The following is a 19,717-nucleotide window of genomic DNA, read 5'->3' as shown; positions in this document are numbered from 1 at the left end:
CGGCCGGGACGCGCCGCGCCAGCGGCTCCCGGCGCGGCTGCGGCGTCGGCTCGCGCCGCGTGCGCGGCATGTCCGGCGCGGGCTGGTCGTCGGGCGGCGAGGTCAGTTCGCCCTTCGCTGTGGCGAGCAGGGTCGGCGGCAGCAGCACCACGGCCGTCACGCCGCCGTACGGGGAGGGGCGCAGCTGCACCCGGATGCCGTGCCGGTCGGCGAGCAGCGCCACGACGAACAGGCCCAGCCGCTCGCTGTTCGCGGGGTCGAAGTCCGGCGGCTCGGCGAGGCGCCGGTTGGCGGCCTCGATGTCCTCGACGGTCATGCCGAGGCCGCGGTCCTCGATGTCGACCGCGAGGCCCTTCGGCACCACCTGCGCCGACAGGCGCACCTGGGTGCGCGGTGGCGAGAACGCGGTGGCGTTCTCGATGAGCTCGGCGAACAGGTGCATGAGGTCGCCGACGTACCGGCCGTGCAGGGCGGCCTGCGGCACGGGCGTGATGGTGACGCGGCCGTAGTCCTCGACCTCGGACACGGCGCCGCGCAGCACGTCGACCAGCGGCACCGGGCTGCGCCAGCCCCGGCCCGGCGTGGCGCCCGCGAGGATCACCAGGTCCTCCGCGTGGCGGCGCATCCGGGTGGCGAGGTGGTCGACCCGGAACAGGGCCTCCATCTCGTCCGGGTCGGTGGCCCGCCGCTCCATCTGGTCGAGCAGGTCGAGCTGGCGGTGCAGCAGCGTCTGGCTGCGCCGGGCGATGTTGACGAACACCTCGTTGAGGCCGGCGCGCAGCCGGGCCTCCTGCACCGCGGAGTCGATGGCGGTGCGCTGCACGGCCTCGAACGCGTCGCCCACGTGCCCCAGCTCGTCGTCGCCGTAGCGCAGGGCGGGCGTCTCCGCGTCGACGTCGACCTCCTCGCCGGCGCGCAGCCGGCCGATGACCGAGGGCAGGCGGTCCTCGGCGAGGTCGAGCGCGGAGCGGCGCAGCGCGTTGAGGCGGCCGATGAGCGAGCGGCCGAACCGGATCGAGATGACGATCGACGCGACGATCGCGAGCAGCCCGAGCAGGCCGGTGAGCACCGCCCGTACCACGGCGGCAGTTGCCGCGGACTCGTCCGCGGCGACCGGCTCGGCGGCGAGCGTGCGGGCGAGAGCCCGCAGCTGGGAGGCCGTCTCGTCGTAAGCGGTCCGCCAGGTGGTCAGCGACACGGTCGTGGCCCGGTCCTCGGCGGGCGGGTCGAGGACGTTGTCCTCGACCGCGCGCAGCTGACGGCCCGCCGACCCGTCGGTGATGGCCTGCACGCGCGCGCGACCCGCCGGATCGAGCCCGGCCTCCGCGCTGGCCGCGAGGTAGCGGCGCGCGCCGATGATGGCGATCAGCTCGTCGCGGCCGGCGGCCGTCAGGGTGCCGTCCGCGCCGACGCCGTGCAGCAGCGCGTCCTCCTGGCTGAGCACCTCGTTGGCCCGCTCCAGAGCGGCCACCGCCTGCGCCCTACGGGCCAGCTCGGCGTCGCCGGGCGCGGTCACCGGGGTGGCGACCCGCAGGCTCGCGTCGACCACCTCGCCGTAGACGCGGATCGCCTCGGTGCGGTCGATGCCGCGCCGGTCGATGCTCTCCCGGCCGGGCCGCAGGGTTTCCAGTGCGCTGAGCAGGGTCTGCAGGGCGGTGGTGGCACCGGCGGCCGTGACGTCGTCCGGGCTGACGCGGGCGGCGCCGGCCCGCAGGGTGGCGATGGCGTCGTCGGTGCGGCCGCGCTGCGCGGACAGCGGCCCGGCGTTCTCGCCGCCCCCGGCCAGGTACGCCACCGACAGGCGGCGTTCGGCCTGCAGGTCGTCGACGAGCGCGGCGGCCGGCGTGCCCACGTTCCCCGTGAACGCCTCGCGCCGGTTGGCCTGCAGCGCGGGGTCGGTGAACGCGACGGTGGCGAGCAGCCACAGCGTCATGAGCGCCACGAGGGGCGTGGCCAGCGCGGCCACGATCTTCGTCCGGATCGACCAACCCGACGTGTCGGCGAGCTCGCGCAGGCGCGGCGGGACGGCGATCGTCGGCGGACGCAGACGCTGCGGGAGTCGACGTCGGGTGTCCCGGTGAGTGCCCGAGCGGGGGGACAACAGGCGGGCGGGAGCGCGCATCCTCGGCATGATACGGACAACCGGACAGGGGTGGCACACCTGACGATGTCGACCTGGTGACTGTGGACGGTCGGTTGATATTTGCTGATGTTGTTGCGGGGCTGTTAACACTGGTGGACGTGGGTCGTTCGGTCACGTAACACTGTGCCGGAAGGCAGCGATGGGGGTGCGATGACTGAGCCGATCTTGGTGGTCGACTTCGGTACCTCCGGGACGGCAGCGGCGCTGGTCCTCGGTAATCAGGTCCGTCTCGTCAAGGAGCCCGCCAGCGGACAGGCCCGTTGGCCGTCGTCGGTGTGCCTGGACGCCGACGGCTTCGTCGTCGGTACGGTCGCGGAACGCCGCAAGCGCTCGCTACCGCGGCGGTACGTGGACGGGCCGCGGCGCGCCGTCGACGCGGACGCCTCGATCTGGCTCGGTGACCGCGAGATCACCGGCACGGAGGCCCTGGTCGCGTACCTCGTGGCGATCAAGGGCGACGCCGAGCGGTTCTACGGCGGGCACGTCGACCGGCTCACCCTGACCGTTCCCGCCGGCTACCAGGTGCCCGACCCGCGGCGCGACCGCCTCATCGCGATCGGTGAGGAGGCCGGCTTCCGCGACGTCGAGCTGGTCAACGACGCCGCGTGCGCCGTCCTCGACCCCGAGACCGGGCCCGCCGTGCCCGACGGCGCCCTCGTGCTCGTCTGCGACCTCGGCAGCACCTGGACCGTGACGCTCGCCCAGCGGCAGGGCGACGACGTGATCCCGCTCGGCGCCGAGACCTCCGCCGCCGGTCGGGAGCTGGACGCGCAGCTCATCACCGCGCTCCGGGTCGAGGGGCAGGCGTGGCTGGAGCCGCTGCTGCAGGCCGAGGGCGACGCCGGCCTGCGCGCCTACTACGAGGCCGTGGACTTCGTCCGTCGGCTCAAGCACCAGCTCAGCGACTCGATGGAGGTGGAGGACCACCTCACCCCGCTCGCCCCGCCGTTCCGCCTCACCCGCGGTTGGGTCGAGGCCGTGCTCGACCCGGCGCTGCGCTGGGTCGTCGCGACCTGCCACGCCCTCGTCACGAAGGCCGGCGCCAACATCGAGGACATCGCCGGCGCGATCGTGGTCGGCGGCGCGGCCCGGATGCCGCTCGTGGCCCCGTTCCTCCACGGCGCGCTGGCCCTGCCGGTGCGCTGGCCCGTCGAGCCGGAGCTGGCCGTCGTACGGGGCGCCGCCTGCTGGGCGATGGCCGCCGCCTCCCGGACCGTCCCGGCGGAGCTGCCCAAGTGGCGCGTCGAGCCGCTCGCGTGGGACATCCCGGGCGGTCGGGCGCGGGTGCTGCGCTGGCTGGTCGAGGAGGGCGAGGCGTACCCGGCCGGCGCCCGGCTCGCCCAGATCGGCACCGTCGACGACCGGGTCTTCGACCTCACCGCCGTGCACGAGGGCACGCTGCTGGCGCACCGGGCGCCGGCCGGCACCGTCGTCGAGACGACGCTCGTCGCGGCGGCGTCGAAGTCGAGCGTCGCGCTCGCCGACGACCCGCCCGCGAAGCGGTACGAGCTGTGGGCGACCGGCAGCTGGCTGGTCAGCCCGGACCGGCAGGCGCTGGTCGAGTGCGACGAGCCCGGCGGGCAGGTGCGCTTCCACCAGATCGCCGACGGGGCGGTCACGGGCGAGTTCCGCCCCGCCGTCGACGCCAACCGGCCGTACCAGGGCAGGGTCTTTGTCAGTCCCGACGGCCGGCTCACGCTCGCGGCCTGGGACAACGACGGCCGGTTCTCCGTGTGGGACGTGCTGTCCGGGCAGTCGGTGAGCAGCTTCCACGACGGTGGCGGGCCGCACAACGTTCTCGTCAACGAGTCGCTGTGGCGGCTCACCGCCGAGGGTCAGGGCAAGGTCTCGGCCGGCCGCTACCAGCGCACGGTCACGACGATGTGGGACCTGCGCACCGGGGCGCGCGTCGAGAAGCTCACGGACCCCGACTGGCGCCGCCGCCACCCCGGCTACCAGCAGCGCAGTGGGCGCGACGGGTTCGCGGCCCGCGCCGAGAGCCCCGACGGGCGGCTGCGCGCCGTCGGCGAGGGCGCGGCGGTGACGCTGCGCGAGGCGACGACGGACCGGGAGCTGTTCCGCGCCGCGGAGACCCAGGTGCGGGGAGTACGCGCGGCGTTCAGCGGCGACGGTCGCTACCTGCTGGCGAGCTGGGACTTCGGCGAACGGAGCCGGCTGGATGTGTGGGAGATCTGAGCCATGAGCGCGCCGATCCTGGTCATCGACTTCGGCACCACCACGTCCGCCGCGTCGGTGGTGACCGACGACGACGCGTGGCTGGTCGCCGAGCCCGCCAGCGGCGGCTACCTGTGGCCGTCGGCGGTCTGCTGGGACGGCCAGCAGCTGCTGGTCGGCACGCTCGCCGAGCGCCGCAAGCGCACCGACCCGACGACGTACTGGGCGGAGTTCAAGCGCGGCCTGGCCGTGGACACGCCCGTGCTGCTCGGGCACCGGTGGTTCCGGCCGAGCGAGCTGGTCGTCACGGTGCTGTCCGCGCTGAAGGCGGAGGCGCAGCGTCAACTGGGCGGCGAGATCGACCGGGCCGTGCTGACCGTGCCGGCCAGCTACGTCAACGGCGACCCGCGCCGCGCCCGGATGGCGGCGCCCGCCGAGGCGGCCGGCTTCGTCGCGGTCGAGCTCGTGCCGGAGCCCGCCGCGGCGGCGTTCGCCTACGAGACCTCCCACCACGGCGGCGAGCTCGTCCTCGTCTACGACATCGGCGGCGGCACGTTCGACGCCGCGCTGGTCCGGCTCGGCGAACAGTGGCACGAGGTGCTCGGGCACGCGGCGCTCGACGACTGCGGCGGCCGCGACATCGACGCGCTGCTGTCCAGCCGGATCCGGCACGAGAGCGACCAGTGGCTCACCCCGCTGCGGGCGACCATGGCGGCCACCCCGTCCGCCCCGGCCGCGCTGCGGCTGAGCCTGGCCATCGCCGAATTCGCCCAGCGCATCAAGCACCAGCTGACCGACGTGCCGGTGGCTCAGGACTTCCTCATGCCCAACACCCCGATGTACCAGCTGGCCCGCCCCGAGTTCGCGACGATGACCGCCGCGCAGTTGGGTCGCACGGTCACCTGCTGCCGGGACCTGCTGGCCCGGCTGGGCGTGCCACTGAGCGAGGTGTCGTCCGTCCTGCTGGCCGGCGGCAGCTCCCGCATGCCGGTCATCGCCGAGCGGCTCGAGCGCGAGCTGGGCCGTCCGCTGCGCCGGCTGCCCGAACCGGACCTGGCCGTCGTCCGGGGCGCGGCCAACTGGCTGCGCCGCAGCGGCTCCCGGGTGATCCAGGCGGCCCGCGTCCCGGCCCGTACGGTGCCCCTGGCCTTCGACATCCCCGGCGGCTCGGCGCGCCTGCTGCGCTGGCACGTCCTGCCCGGCGAGACGTACGCCGAGGGCAACCCCCTGGCCCGGGTGCGCCTACCCGACGGCGCCCTGTGGGACCTCACCGCGTCTGCCGCCGGGATGATCGACCGCTACCTCGTCCAGCCGGGCCGCGACGTCGCGGCCTCCGACTGGCTGGCCCTGGCCCGCCACTGACCGCGCCACCCGGCCGCCCGCAGCGCATCGCGCACCTGAGCCGCGACGATGTTGGGCTGGTCGCGCACGAGCCACGCGGGGAACCGCAGCACCCGGTCGCCCTGCCGCCAGAGCGCGTTCTGCCGCGCCATGTCGTCCCACGCTTGAACCGGATTGTTGTGCTGCGCTCCGTCCACCTCCAGATGCAGCCCGTATTCGGGGTAGTAACCGTCCAGGTAGCGCATCTTCCCGCCCGCGTCCCGTCGCCGCCACTGCAACTGCGGCTCGGGCAGCCCGGCGCCGCGGATCGCGTCGAGCAGATCCAGCTCACCCAGCGACGTCGCCCCGTTCGCCGCGTCCCGCGCCGTGCTGACGACCAGCTTGCGCCGCTTCGCACGTGGCGCCCGGTCGACGGCGGCCAGCACGTCGTCCAGCCTGACGAACCCCTGCTGAAACGACGTGGCAACGATGCCCCGCGCCTCCCGATCGCTCCGCGCCCAGTCCGCCGCCTCCACCACCGCCCGCGGTGGCCGTGTCCGTGGCGGCCGCGCGTAGCGCGCGACATCCCGCGGATCCAACGTGGTGGTCCGTTTGACTGTCACCCCCTTGGGTGGCCGCCGGTGGCGTTGATCTGCGGTAAGCAGCACGTAGATGGAGGGCGGCTCGAAGCCTGTGAGGCCGTGGGCGTGAAGCGCGGAGAGCCCGCCGAGTGGTGCCGGCTCGCCATCGCCGGCCGCCAGCGAGGCCACCCACAGACGTTGGCGATCGGTCAGCTCGCCGTTGTGCGTCACCAGCACGCCATGATGCGGCCGTTGCCACCGCTCGGAGGCGAGTCGGTGCCGGATGGTGCTCCGGCTGAGCCATCGCAGCGCCTGCCGAACACTCAGCACGCCACTCTGACGATCGAGAAGGTCCTCAAGCTCGCCCACGCGGCGAGTCTCCGCCCCAACGCCCGACTGCGCCGTCCCGGAACCTCCCCTGTGGACAACCGTTTGGACCTTGGGACGAAAAGGTCGTCAGGGCGACATTTTCGTCCCAAGATCCGCCGGATGCATTGTCGGGCGGGAAGTTTCCAGAAGGGAAGGCGTCCTGGGTGGGGTGCTTGGCGTGGTGGGGCGCGAAGGGGGCTCATGTATTGATGGGGGTTGGTTGACGTCGGGTGAACATGCTGCTTAGCGTCGCCGTGGGCCCATCCGTCCCGGGCCCACCCACAGCGTGAGGAGCATGGCGATGGCTAGGTGGGCGCGGCAGCGCGTACTCGCCGCATTGGCAGCAGGGAGCGTGGCTGCAGCCGCGGCAGTCACGGTGATTGTCGCGCGGCCGGCGGACGCCGCCGCGGGGCTGCCCTACCAGGATCCGGCGCAGCCCGTGGCGACCCGCGTCGCGGACCTGCTGGCGCGGATGAGCCTGGACGACAAGATCGGGCAGATGACGCAGGCGTCGAGGAACGCGCTGCAGAGCCAGCAGGACATCGCGACGTACAAGCTGGGTTCGCTGCTGTCGGGCGGGGGTGAGGCGCCGGGCAACAACAGCGCCTCCGGCTGGGCCGACATGTACGACAGCTACCAGCGCACCGCGCTGACCACCTCGCTCGCCATCCCGATCATCTACGGGCTGGACGCGGTGCACGGCAACAACAACGTGTACGGCGCGACGGTCTTCCCGCACAACATCGGCCTCGGCGCGGCCCGCGACCCGGACCTCGTGCAGCGCGTGGGCCGGGCGACGGCCGAGGAGGTCGCCGGCGCGGGCCTGGACTGGACGTTCGCCCCGTGCCTGTGCGTGGCCCGCAACGACCGCTGGGGCCGCACCTACGAGTCGTACGGCGAGAAGCCCGAGATCGGCGTCTCCTACGCCCCGGTCATCACCGGCCTGCAGGGCACGACGCTGGGCGGCGGCTCCGCCTCCATCCTCGCCACCGCGAAGCACTACATCGGCGACGGCGGCACGACGAACGGCACCGACCAGGGCAACACGCAGATCAGCGAGTCGGAGCTGCGCTCGGTTCACCTGCCGCCCTTCAAGGCCGCCATTGAGCGGGGGGTCGGCTCGGTCATGATCTCCTACAGCTCGTTCAACGGCGTCAAGCTGCACGGCCACAAGTACCTGATCACGGACGTCCTGAAGACCGAGCTGGGCTTCACCGGGTTCGTCGTGTCGGACTGGGCAGGTGTCGACCAGATCGACGGCGGGCAGGGCTTCACGCAGTCGGAGGTCGCGGCCGCCGTCAACGCGGGCATCGACATGGTGATGGTGCCCACCGACTACCGCACCTTCATCAGCCACCTGCGCAACGCGGTCAACGCCGGCCAGGTTCCGCAGTCGCGGATCGACGACGCGGTCAAGCGGATCCTGACGAAGAAGTTCGAGCTGGGCCTGTTCGAGCAGCCGTTGTCGGACCGGACCTACACCAGCAGTGTGGGCAGCCAGGCGCACCGTGACATCGCCCGCGAGGCCGTGCGCAAGTCGCAGGTCCTGCTGAAGAACGCCAACAACGTGCTGCCGCTGGCCAAGACCGGCAAGTACTTCGTGGCCGGCAAGTCCGCCGACAACATCGGCAACCAGGCCGGCGGCTGGACGATCTCCTGGCAGGGCGCGTCGGGCAACATCATCCCCGGCACCACGATCCTGCAGGGCATCCGGCAGGCCGCGTCCGGCGCGACCGTCAACTACAGCGCGGACGGCTCCGGCATCGACTCGTCGTACACGGCCGCGATCGCGGTGGTCGGCGAGACCCCGTACGCCGAGGGCCGGGGCGACCGCACCGGCTCCATGAGCCTGGACAGCACGGACCTGGGCACCATCTCGCGGCTGCGGGCCGCCGGGGTCCCGGTCATCGTCGTCCTGGTCTCGGGGCGCCCGCTCGACATCGCCTCCGAGGTCGGCAACTGGAACGCGCTGCTCGCCTCCTGGCTGCCCGGCAGCGAGGGCGCGGGCGTGGCCGACGTGCTGTTCGGCAGCTACAACCCGACCGGCAAGCTGCCGGTGACGTGGATGAGCAGCGTCAGCCAGCAGCCCATCAACGACGGCGACGGCAAGACCGGCCTCTACCCGTACGGGTACGGCCTGTCCTACACCACCGTCCCGCCGACCAGCACGCCCCCGACGTCGGCCGTCCCGACGAGCGCGGCCCCGACGTCCCGGCCGCCGACGTCCCGGCCGCCGACGAGCGCCGTGCCGACCACGACCCGCCCGCCGACCAGCGCGGTCCCGACCAGCGCGGTGCCGACCACGACCCGCCCGCCGACCTCCGCCGCGCCCACGACCGGCAGCGCCTCGTGCACCGTCACCTACAAGGTCGCCGGGCAGTGGCAGGGTGGGTTCCAGGGCGACGTGACGATCCGCAACAACGGGTCGGCCGCGCTGAGCAACTGGACGCTCGCCTGGACGTACGCCAACGGCCAGACGATCACCCAACTGTGGAACGCGAGTCACACACAGTCAGGTTCGTCGGTCACGGTCAAGGGCCTGAGCTGGAACTCGACCATCGCGCCGAGCGGCACGGTGAACTTCGGTTTCCTGGGTAGCTGGACCGGCACGAACGCGGTGCCCGGTTCATTCACCCTCAACGGCTCCCCGTGCGGGGTCGCGTAGGGATAACCTGCGCGTATGTCCCCCTCACGTGCCGCCGCGGCGCTCCTTCTGAGCGTCGCGGCGGTTGCCGTCACCGCCCCCACGCCCGCGTTCGCTCAAGCGCCGGCGGAGTCGTGTCTGACCACCAAGCTCGCCTCGCCCCGACCGAAGGCGTCGCCCCTGCCCACCCATCCGGCGGGCGCGCCGGTCATCGGCGGCGACCGGCTCGCCGCGCCGGGCCTGGTGGTGCCCGAGGACGCGACCCCGCTGCCGAAGAACATCACCGCCCGCTCGTGGCTGGTCGCCGACCTCGACACCGGCCAGGTGCTCGGCGCCTGCGGCGCCCATGAGTACGGCGCGCCGGCCAGCGTGCAGAAGTTGCTGCTCGCGGCCACCGTCATGGGCAGGCTCGACCCGAAGCAGACAGTGAGCGTCACCGCCGAGGACCTGCAGTACGAGCCGGGCAGCTCGGCGGTCGGTCTGGTCCTGGGCGGCAGGTACACCATCCGTACCCTCTGGTTGGGTCTGCTGCTCAACTCCGGCAACGACGCGGCGAACGTGCTGGCCCGGCTGGGCGGCGGCACGGCCGGGGTGCGCGGCACGGTGGCCGACATGAACAAGCTCGCGCGCGACATCGGCGCGTGGGACACGAGGGCCGTCACACCGTCCGGACTGGACGGTCGCGGCCAGGTCACCAGCGCGTACGACCTGGCGCTCATCGCGCGGATCTGCTTCAACCGCAAGGACTTCCTGTCCTACGCCCAGACGTCCACCACCGTCATCCCGGCGCAGAAGCCCCGCTACGGCTCGTTCCAGATCCAGAACGACGTGCCCTTCACGTTCGAGTACAAGGGCGCTCTCGGCGGCAAGACGGGCTTCACCGATCCGGCGCGGCACACGTTCGTGGGCGTCGCGGAGCGCAACGGGCACCGGCTCGTGGTCACGATCCTGGGCGCGGAGCGGCGCCCGGCGCAGGGTTGGCAGCAGGGCGCGGCGCTGCTCGACTGGGGCTTCGAGACGATCGGCTCGGACCCGATCGGCACCCTGGTGTCCAGCGCGGACGTGTCGGCCATCAACGCACCCGTGGCCGCGACGCCGTCGGCGACGGCGGCCGCGGCGGAGCCGACGCCGAAGCCGGCCCCGGTCGCCCTGCCCCGCACGTCGGGCGCCCGGTGGTTGCCGCCGTGGGCGGTGTTCACGATCGTGGCCCTGGGCATCGCGGTGCTCACCGGGATCGGTGCCGCCCAGAGCCGCAAGTCCAAGCGCCGCCGGCGCCGATGACGCTGACGGGTGCCGGCCGCGTCCCCCGCGGCCGGCACCGTCTCGTCCGATCAGTGCACCGGGCCCTTGTTGGGCTTGCGGTGCGACAACGCGCCCAGCTGCGGGGCGTTGGTCGGCCCGATGACCGGCGTGGTCGTTGTTCCGGTGGCGGCCCGGCCGAGGACCGTGCCGCCGCCGGCGGCCGGCCGGTTCGTGCCCGACAGCGCCGCCGCGCCGACGCCACGCGCGGAGGCCGGCAGCTCCGTCTTGGCCCGCGCCGCGTGCGGCGGGGGCAGCAGGGTGAAGTGGGCCTCGATCGCGCTGTAGTAGGCGCGCTCGTACCGCTCCGCCATGACGACCGACGAGAAACTCTCCCGTACGTGCCGCACGCACGCCGCCGGGTCGAGCTCGCGGGCCGCGTGCAGCGCGTCGGGCAGTTCGTCGACGCTGTCGCAGATGAAGCCCGTGACCCCGTCACGGATGATCTCGGGTACGGCGCCGCGGCGCAGGGCCACGACGGGGACGCCCTCGACCATCGCCTCGATCATCACCATGCCGAACGGCTCCTCCCACCGGATCGGCATGATCATGCAGCGGGCCGCGCGCAGCCGTGCCTGGATCGTCGGCCGGTCGGCGTTGACGAGCACCTCGACCGAGTCGTCGAGCATCGGCGTGATGACGTTGTTGAAGTAGCGCTCCTCCAACGCCTCGTTGCACTTGCCGGCGAGGACCAGCGGCAGTCCGGCCGTCCGGCACGCGTTGATGGCGAGGTCCGGTCCCTTGTCGGGGTTGAACCGCGCCAGCCAGACGACCGGGCCGTCGGTGCCGCCCGGGCGCCCCTCGGCGTCGTCGGGCACCGTCAACCCATTGTGGACGGTCGCGATCCACGGCAGCGTGGTCCGCTTGCGCCGCTGGCTGTGCGAGATGGCGATGAGCCGGATCGTGTCGCCGACCGCCTCGTAGTAGTCGCCGAGCTCGCCGTCCACCCCGCCGTGCACGGTGAGCACGGTCGGCGTGGTGAGCCGGCCCGCGGTGAGCGGCCCGGGCGCGGTGTGGTCGTGCACGATGTCGAAGTCACCCGCCGCGATGAGGCGGTGGACCCGCGCGACGTGCAGCACGTCCGGCAGGGTCTCGCCGAGGCGCGCGTACTGCAGCGTGGGCGTGGTGCTCACGAACGTCGCCTTGGTGCCGGTGCGCTCGCCGGCGCCGAACAGCGTCACGTCGTGGCCGCGCTCAACGAGGCCGTCGACCAGGGCGGACGCGATCATTTCAAGGCCGCCGTACCCGGTGGGCGGCATCTCGTACCAGGGTGGGACAACCATGGCGATCCGCAGCGGACGCGGTGTGGTCCGTGCCGAAGCCCCCCGTACGGCCGCGACCCGCGGTCCCGCGGCGACACTGGATAACTTAGGTTTCTCCAACTCGTCCATGGCTACCTGCCTCCCTAGGCTGGTGACGAGTACGCGCCCTACGGCGCGTACGCCAAGGTCCACTTACCCGCTGGTTGGGAATTCCAACCGCCGGCGCAGTGACGAGAGGTGCAGATGCGCGCAGACCTGGTCAACATCCTCGTCGGCAGCACGTTCGTCGTGAGTGACACGAGAGGGGACATTCGTCCAGGAACCGACGAGGCAACTGGGCTATTTTACCGCGACATGCGCCATTTGTCCCGTTGGGAGATCAGGCTCAACGGCCGTGAACTCGACAGTCTCTCGGCCACGACGATCGAATATGACGAAGCCGTCTTCTACCTCATCGAACCCACGGGCACCGTCTACCGCAACCCGACCGTCTCGCTGCTGCGTCGGCGCTTCGTCGGGGACGGCATGCACGAGCAGCTGGAGCTGACCAACCACGGCATCGAGCAGATCCACCTGGAGCTGTCCATCCTGTTCGCCGCCGACTTCGCCGACATCTTCGAGGTCAAGGACAAGCTCTCCAAGCTCGGCGAGATGGAGCAGGTCGTCGGGGAAACGCGGACGACCCTCAGCTACCGTCGCGAGGACTTCTGCCGGGAGACCAGCGTGCTGGCGCCCGGCGCGTTCCTCACCGAAGAGTCGCTCACGTACCGGGTGGAGCTGAACCCCGGCGAGACGTGGCGTAGCGAGCTGCAGGTGGCGGTCGGCACGCAGCTGACCGGCCCGACGCCCCGGCGGGCCCTGCACCAGCCCGACATGGCGGCCGGCCTCGACGACTGGCTCGCCGCGGCGCCCGTCCTCGAGTGCGGGTGGGAGGAGATCTGCCGGACGTACCGGCGCAGCCTCGTGGACCTCGCGGCCCTGCGGTTCTATCCGGAGAGCGTCCCCGACTCGTCGCTGCCCGCCGCCGGCCTGCCGTGGTTCATGGCGCTGTTCGGCCGGGACAGCCTCATCACCAGCTACCAGGCGCTGCCGTTCATGCCCGAGCTGGCCCGCACCACGCTGCGCGCGCTGGCCGCCCAGCAGGCCACGGAGCCGGACGCGTTCCGCGACGCCGAACCGGGGAAGATCCTTCACGAGCTGCGCCACGGGGAGATGACCTACTTCGGCCAGCGGCCCCAGTCGCCGTACTACGGCAGCTGCGACGCCACGCCGCTCTTCCTCATCGTTCTCGACGAGTACGAGCGGTGGACGGGCGACACGGCGACCGTACGGGCGCTCGAACCGGCCGCCCGCGCGGCGCTGACCTGGATGGACGAGCACGCCAACCTGACCGGCACCGGCTACCTCGACTACCAGACCCGCAACCCGGACAGCGGCCTGGTCAACCAGTGCTGGAAGGACTCGTGGAACTCGATCGTCCATCCGGACGGGCGACTCGCCGCCCACCCGCACGCCACCTGCGAGATCCAGGGGTACGCGTACGACGCGCGGCTGCGCACCGCGCGGCTGGCCGAGGCGATCTGGGGCGACGCCGACCTGGCGGCCACCCTGCGCTCCTCGGCCGCCAAGCTGCAGGAGCGCTTCGTGGCGGACTTCTACGTCCCCGCCGAGGGCTGGTACGCGCTGGCGCTCGACGGCGAGCGCAACCAGGTGCCGACCCTCACCTCCAACATCGGGCACCTGCTGTGGAGCGGCATCGTGCCGGAGGCCCACGTCGACGACCTCGTCGGGCACCTCATGGGGGACCGGCTGTTCTCCGGCTGGGGGGTGCGCACGATGGCGTCCGGCCAGCCCGCCTACAACCCGTTGGAGTACCACAACGGCACCGTGTGGCCGCACGACACCGCGCTGATCGCGGCCGGGCTCGCCCGGTACGGCCGCCACGCCGAGGTCGGCCGGATCTCGGTTGCGCTGTTCGAGGCGGCCAGCCACGTCAGCTACCGGTTGCCGGAGGCGTTCGTCGGCTACGGCCGTCGGCCCGGACACCCGCCCGTGCCGTACCCGTCGGCGTGTTCGCCGCAGGCCTGGGCGGCCGGGACGCCGCTGCTGCTGCTGCGGGCGCTGCTCGGCCTCGAACCCGACGGCGACCGGTTGGCGTCGCGGCCCGTCGAGGTGGACCGGATCGGCCGGCTCGCGCTGCGCGGCGTGCCCGGTCGGTGGGGTCGGGGCGACACCTGAGCATTACCCGCGTCGCCGCCGGCCGGCGCGGTCGTTGTTCGTGATGTGTCGACCCCGGTCCCGCAGCCCCCGGTAGCGGGCCTCCCGGTCGACGCCGGGCGCCCCGGCCCGCGCCGCGGCCGGCGTGCCGGGGGGCCGGCCGGCATCGAGGTGAGCGTCGTCGTGCCGGTCCATGATCCGGAAGCGCCGCTGGAGCACGTCGCCCGCGCGGTCGCCAGCCAGGGGATCGCGGACGACGCGTACGAGATGATCTTTGTTCTGGCCCCGGACGCCGGGGACCTGGCCGACCGCGCGGACCGGCTCGCGCAGCGCCTGCCGCAGCTCCAGGTGCTGTGCGGCGACGCGGCCACGCTGCCCGCGGCCGCCGTGCGCGGCGGATGGGTGCTCACCCACGACGAGTACGGGCAGCTCGCGCCCGGCGAGCTGCGCCGCATGGCGGATCTGGGCGGGCGGTCGGGCGCGGCGGCCGTGCTCGGCGCGTCCGCCCCCGGCGTGCTCCGTCGCCTGGGTGACCCGCCGGACCGCCGCGCGACGCTCGCCGACCTGCCGTTGCCCGACAGCCTCGACGGGCCGGCCCTGTTGCGCCGCGACCTGCTGGCCGCCCGCGGGCTGACCGTCCCGGTCGGGCCCGTCGCCCTCGCCCACGCCCTGCTGTGCGCCGGCGAGGTGGCCGTGCTGGGCGGCGGCGCCTGCTATCTGCGGGCGCGGGCCGACAACGACCCGGCGTCCGTCCTGTGGGCGGCGACCGACCTGCTGGAGGTGTTCCCCGAGGTTGACGGGATGCGCGCCGCGCTGCTGCGCGACGTCGTGGACCGGGCCGCCGGCCGGACCCTGCTCGCGTACGCCGACGGCGACCGGTTCCGACTTCTCGACGCCGCGCGGCGGCTGGTCAACGACGCCCTGCCGGAGCGGCTCGACGCGCTCCTGCCGACCACCCTGCGGGTTCGGGCCGCGCTGCTGCGCGAGGGCCGGTTCGCGGACCTCGCCGACGGCCTGCGCGCGGAGGCGGCGGTCTCGGCGGTGGCCGCGCTGACGGGCGCCGCGTGGCGGCCCGGCGCCCTGGAACTGGACCTGCTCGCCCGTCTCGACCACGCCAGCGCGGCCGACCGGTGGCCGCTCCCGTTGCCGCGCCCGGCCGCCGACGCGGTCACCCCGGCCACGCGGGACGCGGCCGACGGACCGGCCGCCGGCGCCGTCGAGGTTCTCCTCCACCACGTGGGTACGGGCGAGAGCGTCGCACTGCCCGCCGACGTCACCGTGGTGCGCGACAGCGACGGCACCCGCGAACGGGTGAGCTTCACCATCCGCGCCCGCTTCGGCGACACCGCCGCGACTCCGCCGACCGGCGCCGCGCCGTCGGGCGGGGACGCGGCGCACGCGTCGGGGGACTGGGCGCTCGCGTCGGGGCGGTGGCGGGTGCGGGTGCGCGTCGAGCTGTGCGGGTTGCGCCGGGAGGTCGATGTGGTGCCGTCGCGCGGCGTGCGCTGGGTGGCCCCGTGGTCGGGCCGGCTGCTGCGCCGCGGCACGACCGCCGGTCACCGCGTGACGCTGACGGCAACGGCCGAGGGCGTCGTTCTCCGCGTCCGCCCGCCGCGCCGCCCGCCCACCGGATCTTGGGGGCGTTGACGTCGGACGTCCAATGGGCCGTTAACGCCCCCGAGATCTAATACGGACCGATCAGACGGGCGCGAGCGGGGTGTGGGGGAGCGGCGGCAGGGTCACCGTGATGGGGTCGCCGGGGTGGACGTCGCCGTCGGCCAGGACGATGCCCATGATGCCGCCCTTGCGGATCACGTTGCCGTCCGCGTCACGGTCCAGCACCGCCTGCATGAGGCCGGCCTGGAAGCCGTTGAGCTGCGGGCACGGGTTGCGCAGGCCGGTGATCTCGACGAGCGCCGTCGCGCCCAGCCGCAGCCGCGCGCCGGTGGGCAGGCCGAGCAGGTCGACGCCCCGGGTCGTGATGTTCTCCCCCATGTCGCCGGCGACAACGGTGTAGCCGGCGGCGGCCAGCTCGTCGTGCAGCTCGGCGTGGATGAGGTGCACCTGGCGCAGGTTGGGCTGGCTGGGGTCGCGGGCGACCCGGCTGCGGTGCTTGACGGTGACGCCGGAATGCGCGTCGCCCTCGATGCCGAGCCCGGTGAGCAGTCGCACGCTCGGCTCGTTGCGCTTGCTGAAGTCGTGCGTGGCGCTGCGGCTCACGGCCGTCACGACGGGCGCATCTGACATGTGACCTCCCCGTGTCGGCACCATCCTAGCCGCGGACGCGGTCGCGGCCCGCCCCCGGTAAGGGGACGGGCCACGACCGGTCGTGACGTTACGGTGTCGCGCGGCGGCGTCGGCCGGCTGCGACCGCCGCCGCGCCGAGTCCGATGAGGAGGCCGGACGCGATGAGCATGGCGCCCACCGGGGCCCGCTCGCCCGCCGGCGTGACGGGCAGCGTGCCGGCGCCCGCGGCGGCGCCCGCCTGGTTGGACGCCGACTGCGGCGTCTTGGTCACCGAACCCTGCGCGGCGCCCGGGACCGACGAGCTCACCGGGGTGCTCATCATGACCGCCATGGTGTCCTCGGCCTGCTGCTGGGTCCAGCTGGCCATGACCATCGTCTGGTACAGCGCGATCTGTGCGGTGACCTGGCCGGGCTGCTGGGTGGTCGGTGCGTAGACGACCTCGGCGCCGGCCGGGACGCGCGCCGCGCCACGGGCGCGGATCGTGATGCGCCCCTCCTCGCCGGCCTTGAGGTAGATCGGCGTGCTGGAGCTGATGACCGAGCCGTTCGCGATCGGGCGGGTGCCGGCGGCGTCGCGGAAGAGCGTGCCGCCGGACGACGAGATGATGATGTCGCCGACGCCGCCCCGCATCGTGAACGGACCGTTGGCGCGCCCGACGTAGCCCCGCGCGGGGCCGTTGAGCATGAGGTCGGGCACCCCGGCGTTGGTGAGCGGGCCACGGCGCAGCGCCTGGTTCACGATGGCTTCCGTGGCCGCCCGCAGCGGGCTGGTCGCGTCGACCACGAGGCGGTTCGTGAAGAACCAGATCGCCAGCTGCACGGCGGCGGCCTTGTTCGCGGTCGAGGAGAGCGACGCGGGCGCGTCGGTGATCGGGTAGTTGTTCATGATGATCGTGCCCACGTAGCCCAGGTTCGGCGTCGTCGCGGTGCGCACGGCGCTGATCCGGTAGTTCACGCCCGGCGACGTGGCCGTCGTGGCGTCGGCGCAGTAAAGCATGATCGACTCGCCGGTCCCCGTCGTGGCGCTGTAGATGCCGGCCTTGAGCGCCGTGCCGTCGGGGGACCGCGCCGGGGTCCAGGAGCGCGTCGTCACGGCGGTCGGGTAACCGCGCAGCGGGTTGAAGGTGGCAGGACCGATCGTGGCCGTGGTCTGCACCTGGCTGACGGCCCCGGTGAGCTTGAGCGTTCTGGGGAACGGCGGCGGGTCGGCCGCCCGGACGACGGACGTCGCGTTCGACGACGCCGCGGCGAGGGCGGGCCCCGCCGTGAGCGTGACGGCGGCGCCGACCGTCGTTAAGAGAACGGTGGCCACTGTCCAGTGGTGGGCACGCCGCATCATCGCCTCCTTGTAAGGCTTCTCAGGAGTTCACCGCGCTTGTTGGGTACGGTATGCGCGTATTACCGTCAATCGGTACTAATCAAACATGTTAGGCACGATTGAGTGACTGTTCTCGGTTTCGCCACACTGGGTAATAATCGGACCGATAACGGTCAACCGTCGACCAGGTCGGGCCCGGCCAGGCGGCGGGCGAGCTCCCGTAGGCGCAGGGCCGTGGTCAGCGCCGTGGCCGCAAGGACAACCGCCACGAGATAGACCGCCAGGAACGCGGCCGGCACGGGGTCATAACGGCGCAGCGCCGCCACCGGATGCGCGGCGAACAGCGACACCGCGTGCGTCACGACCTGCACGGCCGACGGCAGGAAGATCAGAACCAGCGATCCGGTCGCGGCCGCGAGCGGCAGCGCCCGACCCCGCAGAGTACGGCGTACCCGGGCGCGTTCGGGGTCACGGTCCAGGCGCTTCGGGGCGACGCGGCTGGTCAGCGCCCGGGTCAGCTCGGCCTGCCAGGCGCCGTAGAGCAGCCCCACCGCCCCGACGAGCAGCGACGTCGCCGAGAGCAGGTCGGCGTCCACGGCGACCACCGGCTACTCCGGCCCGACGGGAAAGCCCGCCGCCAGCAGGTCGCGCAGCGCCTGGTACGCCGACGGCCGGATCTCGTACTGGCTCACGGTCCCCCGCCGGCGGGTCACCTGCGGCAGCGAGCCGTCGACGGCGGCCAGCTCCGCGTTGATGATGTCGATCGTCGCGGGGTCCGCCGTCACCTCCCACACGCCGGCCCCGGGCTCGTGCTGGGCGCGGTGCAGCGTGCCCTCCAGCGTCGCCCGTACCGCGTCGGCCAGCTCGTAGCGGTGCTTGGCCATCACCCCGCGCAGCAGCGCCCGGCTCTGCTGGGGCGTCAGCTGGAAGACCCGGGCGACCTGCTCCTCGGTGGGGAGGTGGTTGGCGAAGAGGTGGCGCACCAGCAGCACGAGGCGCTGCTCGCGGATCTCCTCCAGACGACGCGGCAGGCGACGGCCGAGGATCATGTCGAGGTACTCCTCGGTCGCGGCCGCCGCGATGCGCTCCAACGCGCCGGGCACGTCCGCGGGGGCGATCCCCAGCGCGTACGCCAGTTGGGCGCGATCGCTATCCGTTACATCCGCGGCCGCCATGTCTCCTCCGTTCCACCATCATCCGTCCTGTTCAGGGCGGTGGATGGTAAACGCGCCGGAGGAGCGCTGTAACGGTCAGTAGTGCAATGCCACGTCGTACTCGTGCTGCTGGCCGCGCTCGACCTGCAGGGTCGCGGTGACCGGGGGATAGCCGGTCGCCACGACGGTGTACATGCCCTCGCGCAGGTCCCGGAAGGCGTACGCGCCGTCGCGGCTGGTGATCGTCTCGACGACGACCGTGCCGCGCGAGTCGAGCAGGGCCACCCGGATGCCGGCCAGCGGCCGCCAGCGGTCGTCGCGCGCGACCCCGAACACCCGCGCCCCCGGCAGCAGCGACACGTTGTGCTCGGCGTGCCCGGTCGCGGGCAGGTCCAGGCGCGCCGCCACGGCCGGCCGCGACGGCCCGGTCGCCGCGAGCGTGTAGACCCCGCCCACCAGGTCGTCCACGGCGTACCGGCCGTCGCGGGCGGTCCGCGCCGCCGCCACCACGGCGCCCGTATCGTCGACGAGGCTGACCGAGGCGCCCGGCAGCGGCGCGCCGTCCGCGTCGGTGACCCGGCCGGCGAGCCGCACCGCGCCGCGCAGCCGCACATCGGCGGCCACGCCGTCCGGGCCGATCGTCAGGTAGGTGGCCTGCGGCTCGTGCCCGGTCGCGGCCGTGACCAGCAGATAGTCGCCCGGCGCGACGGCGTCGACCACGTACTGCCCGCCCGGGCCGCTGGTGGCGTGCGCCGCGACCACGCCGGTGGCGTCGAGGAGCGTGAGCGTCGCCCCCACGAGCGCCGCGTCACCGTGCCCGAGCACCCGGCCGACCACCCGGCCGGCGGCCTGGGCCGGCGGCCACCCGTCGCGCGCCGGAACGGGCTCGTCGGGGGGCGTGGGCTGGTTCGACATCACGGTCTCCTGGTTGTCGAGGGTGGGCTGGGGCACGACGGTTGCGGCACGGCCGGCCGGCGGCGGGTCCGCG

General features: G+C 73.3%; 13 protein-coding genes and 1 pseudogene. 6 read left to right on the top strand and 8 right to left on the bottom strand.

Translation table 11 applies throughout. The features are described from left to right. Positions 1 to 2,122: sensor histidine kinase (locus ABD211_RS03215; protein ID WP_344126012.1), on the bottom strand; the 2,122-nt coding region annotated here is incomplete at its 3' end. Positions 2,123 to 2,293: 171 nt separating this feature from the next. On the opposite strand from ABD211_RS03215, the gene ABD211_RS03210 reads away from it, so the two are divergent. Together ABD211_RS03210 and ABD211_RS03205 are read left to right on the top strand one after the other, a co-directional pair. Then, entirely contained in the window at positions 2,294 to 4,339 is a 2,046-nt protein-coding gene (locus tag ABD211_RS03210) for an Hsp70 family protein (protein WP_344126010.1), read from the top strand. Positions 4,340 to 4,342: 3 nt separating this feature from the next. Beyond that, on the top strand, positions 4,343 to 5,680 hold the full coding sequence (locus tag ABD211_RS03205) for an Hsp70 family protein (protein ID WP_344126008.1): 1,338 nt from the start codon (positions 4,343 to 4,345) through the stop codon (positions 5,678 to 5,680). Here the strand turns inward: ABD211_RS03205 and ABD211_RS03200 are convergent. Continuing rightward, the gene (locus ABD211_RS03200; protein ID WP_344126006.1) at positions 5,617 to 6,588 is read right to left on the bottom strand and encodes an endonuclease domain-containing protein; all 972 of its coding nucleotides are present in this window, start codon (positions 6,586 to 6,588) and stop codon (positions 5,617 to 5,619) included. The two genes, ABD211_RS03205 and ABD211_RS03200, sit on opposite strands and share 64 nt — an antisense overlap. A gap of 295 nt (positions 6,589 to 6,883) precedes the next feature. Here ABD211_RS03200 and ABD211_RS03195 point away from each other — a divergent pair, with 295 nt between their 5' ends. Both ABD211_RS03195 and ABD211_RS03190 read left to right on the top strand, forming a co-directional pair. Further along, on the top strand, positions 6,884 to 9,253 hold the full coding sequence (locus ABD211_RS03195) for a glycoside hydrolase family 3 N-terminal domain-containing protein (protein WP_344126003.1): 2,370 nt from the start codon (positions 6,884 to 6,886) through the stop codon (positions 9,251 to 9,253). 15 nt (positions 9,254 to 9,268) lie between these two features. After that, a complete protein-coding gene (locus ABD211_RS03190; protein ID WP_344126001.1) occupies positions 9,269 to 10,513 on the top strand; it encodes a D-alanyl-D-alanine carboxypeptidase family protein in 1,245 nt (414 codons plus the stop codon). Between the two features lie 287 nt (positions 10,514 to 10,800). Here the strand turns inward: ABD211_RS03190 and ABD211_RS03185 are convergent. Beyond that, positions 10,801 to 11,922 (bottom strand): annotated as a pseudogene (locus ABD211_RS03185) (glycosyltransferase family 4 protein); the annotation flags it as partial. Between the two features lie 114 nt (positions 11,923 to 12,036). Between ABD211_RS03185 and ABD211_RS03180 the strand changes: the two are divergent. Together ABD211_RS03180 and ABD211_RS03175 are read left to right on the top strand one after the other, a co-directional pair. Continuing rightward, a complete protein-coding gene (locus ABD211_RS03180) occupies positions 12,037 to 14,031 on the top strand; it encodes an amylo-alpha-1,6-glucosidase (protein WP_344125997.1) in 1,995 nt (664 codons plus the stop codon). Positions 14,032 to 14,076: 45 nt separating this feature from the next. Beyond that, a complete protein-coding gene (locus ABD211_RS03175) occupies positions 14,077 to 15,657 on the top strand; it encodes a hypothetical protein (RefSeq protein WP_344125995.1) in 1,581 nt (526 codons plus the stop codon). 51 nt (positions 15,658 to 15,708) lie between these two features. Here the strand turns inward: ABD211_RS03175 and ABD211_RS03170 are convergent, their stop codons facing one another. The 5 genes from ABD211_RS03170 to ABD211_RS03150 all read right to left on the bottom strand — a co-directional run. Then, positions 15,709 to 16,257 (bottom strand): MOSC domain-containing protein, encoded by a 549-nt coding sequence (locus ABD211_RS03170; RefSeq protein WP_344125993.1) that lies wholly within the window; start codon positions 16,255 to 16,257, stop codon positions 15,709 to 15,711. An 88-nt stretch (positions 16,258 to 16,345) separates the two neighbouring features. Next, entirely contained in the window at positions 16,346 to 17,596 is a 1,251-nt protein-coding gene (locus ABD211_RS03165; protein ID WP_344125991.1) for a thioester domain-containing protein, read from the bottom strand. Between the two features lie 152 nt (positions 17,597 to 17,748). Continuing rightward, a complete protein-coding gene (locus ABD211_RS03160) occupies positions 17,749 to 18,180 on the bottom strand; it encodes a hypothetical protein (protein WP_344125989.1) in 432 nt (143 codons plus the stop codon). 3 nt (positions 18,181 to 18,183) lie between these two features. Continuing rightward, complete coding sequence (locus tag ABD211_RS03155; RefSeq protein ID WP_344125987.1) at positions 18,184 to 18,750, bottom strand: hypothetical protein; 567 nt, start codon at positions 18,748 to 18,750, stop codon at positions 18,184 to 18,186. Positions 18,751 to 18,825: 75 nt separating this feature from the next. Next, on the bottom strand, positions 18,826 to 19,717 hold an 892-nt coding region (locus ABD211_RS03150; RefSeq protein WP_344125985.1), incomplete at its 5' end, for an MSCRAMM family protein.

It is taken from the genome of Luedemannella flava (assembly GCF_039528515.1).
GTDB classification, from domain to species: domain Bacteria; phylum Actinomycetota; class Actinomycetes; order Mycobacteriales; family Micromonosporaceae; genus Luedemannella; species Luedemannella flava.
This window is presented reverse-complemented; position numbering and strand designations above follow the sequence as displayed.

Excerpts from the sequence above, each read along its gene's own strand:
- ABD211_RS03190 (WP_344126001.1), top strand. The coding sequence starts at position 9,269 with ATGTCCCCCTCACGTGCCGCCGCGGCGCTCCTTCTGAGCGTCGCGGCG.
- ABD211_RS03155 (WP_344125987.1), bottom strand. The coding sequence starts at position 18,750 with ATGGCGGCCGCGGATGTAACGGATAGCGATCGCGCCCAACTGGCGTAC.
- ABD211_RS03165 (WP_344125991.1), bottom strand. The coding sequence starts at position 17,596 with ATGATGCGGCGTGCCCACCACTGGACAGTGGCCACCGTTCTCTTAACG.
- ABD211_RS03210 (WP_344126010.1), top strand. The coding sequence starts at position 2,294 with ATGACTGAGCCGATCTTGGTGGTCGACTTCGGTACCTCCGGGACGGCA.
- ABD211_RS03180 (WP_344125997.1), top strand. The coding sequence starts at position 12,037 with ATGCGCGCAGACCTGGTCAACATCCTCGTCGGCAGCACGTTCGTCGTG.
- ABD211_RS03195 (WP_344126003.1), top strand. The coding sequence starts at position 6,884 with ATGGCGATGGCTAGGTGGGCGCGGCAGCGCGTACTCGCCGCATTGGCA.
- ABD211_RS03170 (WP_344125993.1), bottom strand. The coding sequence starts at position 16,257 with ATGTCAGATGCGCCCGTCGTGACGGCCGTGAGCCGCAGCGCCACGCAC.
- ABD211_RS03205 (WP_344126008.1), top strand. The coding sequence starts at position 4,343 with ATGAGCGCGCCGATCCTGGTCATCGACTTCGGCACCACCACGTCCGCC.